2 protein-coding genes and 1 pseudogene are annotated in these 2,433 nt (G+C 57.2%); all 3 read right to left on the bottom strand.

Annotation, left to right across the window (positions count from 1 at the left end; translation table 11 throughout):
• Positions 1-767 (bottom strand): Fe-S cluster assembly protein SufB (sufB, locus tag BMX17_RS24735; protein ID WP_092665279.1); only part of this gene is annotated, 767 nt, incomplete at its 3' end.
• A gap of 234 nt (positions 768-1,001) precedes the next feature.
• Positions 1,002-1,683: pseudogene (locus BMX17_RS24725) on the bottom strand (IS6 family transposase); the annotation flags it as partial.
• 231 nt (positions 1,684-1,914) lie between these two features.
• A partial coding sequence (locus tag BMX17_RS24720; protein ID WP_139203802.1) for a DUF4367 domain-containing protein occupies positions 1,915-2,433 on the bottom strand: 519 nt, incomplete at its 5' end.

Here is a 2,433-nt window from a genome sequence, read left to right as displayed (position 1 = left end):
CCGCCGCTGTGGAGGTTGAACGCGGAGTACTTCGGCGCGGAACAGCCCTCGATGTAGTGGACTTCGGAGTTCTCCTCGGCGATGATGAGCGTGTGTTCGAACTGGCCCATGCCCTCGGAGTTCATCCGGAAGTACGCCTGGACGGGCATCTCCACGGTGGTGTCCTCGGGGACGTAGACGAAGGATCCGCCCGACCAGACCGCGCCGTGGAGCGCGGCGAACTTGTTGTCGCTCGGGGGCACACACTTCGTCATGAAGTGTTCCTTGACGAGATCTTCGTGCTCCTGGACGGCCTTGTCCATGTCACAGAAGATGACGCCTTTCTCTTCCCAGCGCTCCTGCATATTCTGGTAGACGATCTCGGACTCGTACTGGGCACCGACACCCGAGAGGGCGTTCTTCTCCGCCTCGGGAATGCCCAGTTTGTCGAACGTGTCCTGGATTTCCTCGGGGAGGTCCTCCCAGTTTTCGGCGCCGCCGCGTGTCTCGATGTCCGGGCGGATGTACGGGACGATCTCGTCGAAGTCGATCTCGCTCAGGTCCGGCGCGCCGGGCCAATCGGTCGGCATCGGCATCTCCTGAAACTGCTTCAGGGCGCGAAGACGCCGTTCGAGCATCCACTCGGGCTCGTCCTTGTCCTCGCTGATGACCCGGATGGTCTCTTCGGTGAGGCCCTTCTCGGATTTGAAGGCGGATTTCTCCTCCTTCTTGAACTCGAAGCGAGCCTCGGTGTCGGTCTCTTTGAGATGGTCTTGATCTGAACTCATATGATCGGGTTGTGACTGCAGGGTAAAAACTCTAGGTAACCCGAAACAGAATTCGTAATTACAAGCAGTTACTTTTTGTTAATGTGAACTATACTCGTCAAACTACGAGCGATTGTTGTCGTTACAGCGGTAGCGAGGCGAAAGCCCACCTGTTCACGGGTGGGATGAAACCGACAACTGGGGAGGAAACCACGGATATCGGCCCGCCGGATCATCGTGGTAACTTTGGCATTGATTCCACCAGACGGCGAAGGCTTGGAGCCACGATTCTGCCGTCGGTGGCTCCACGTTGCTGAACGTGTTTGAGAACGAAGACGTTCGTCGTTTTACCTCACGAAAGACACGTTCGATAGCATTCCGATTTCCGTGCCGCGTTGTCTGAAATCGGAGCCCGATTCGCTCCAGCGCGGCTTTGAGATGGTGCGCTTTATCCACGAGGAAGGTTGCCTGCTCGACCTGCTGTTTCTTGCGGAGTTCACGGAGAAACAGCACGGTGAGTTGCGTGGTTCTGGTCTGAAACAGCCGCACATGAAGGAACGAATTGGTCTCGGGATCGACGGTGTTCACGAGAGCGAGGCTCTCGTGCAGCCCATCAGAACGCCTATGGCGTTCTGAGGACGGCGTACAGCCAGTGTCGTTCGTCGTTGATTTGAATCACAGTCTCGTCGACCGCAATCTGATTCGGAGCTCCGTCACTGGGTGGCTGTAAATCGGCCTTCTGAACCCAGTTATGAATAGCAGTGCGACTTCGCTCGACACCCAACTCCTCAAGATACTGTTTGGTATTCGAGAGTGATAGTCCAGCAAGATGGAGCTGAATACCCACTTCAACGATTTGCTCGGGTGTCCGCTCTCGCTCCACAAACTCCAAGTCGATCCACTCGGCAGAATCGCTGAGGCGGTCTAATTCGGCCATAGGCATCCGAACCAACGACCGCCTCACTCCTAACTTAACACGGTCGGAGCGGTCCGACAAAAGGGGCAAAAAAGAGGGGTGGGGTTTGGAAGTAGCGGGTGACTAGCGGAGACGGCTCTGAACCGTGGTCAGATACTGGGTGTCCCGCCTCTGACCCGGGCGGGTATGTCTGGGTAGGGGGTGTGGGTGTATCAACCGGGTCGCAGTATTGCAGGGTCTGAAACAGGCGCTTTATTCACCCTGGATGGGCTCGGCTATCTCGATCGTCTCCGATTTCGAGATGTCGCCGTAGAGGGTGTAGGTGTGGTTGGCAGACTCCCAGATGAGGATCGAGTTGCCGTCGAACTCGTTGTACCAGCCAGTCCGGTTGCCGATGTCGACGGCCTCGAACACGTCGTTGTCGCTGTAGTTGTAACCGGTATCAGATCGCTTTGAGAGGCTCACGTCGCCGTCTGACCCGTTCGTGTAACGAAGGCGCACCACCGAGTAGTCGTCGCCCTCGGAGAGGTAGGCTGACTCGAACTCGTATCCGTCGGGAACCTCGGGTGAGGGCACCGACATTTCGGCTTCCGAACGGACATCCGAGAGTGAATCGAACGTGTGTCGTTCGTGATGCTGCGGCCCGGGTTCACTGGCGTTTGCCGGGATGTCGATGGTGAATCGCGAGTCCGACAGGTCATCGTTCAGGCTGACGTTCGAGAACTGCATCGTCATGGTGTAGTTCATTCGCTCGGTGTCGGTGTCGACGGT

The organism is Halorientalis persicus (genome assembly GCF_900110215.1).
Classification (GTDB): domain Archaea; phylum Halobacteriota; class Halobacteria; order Halobacteriales; family Haloarculaceae; genus Halorientalis; species Halorientalis persica.
This window is presented reverse-complemented; position numbering and strand designations above follow the sequence as displayed.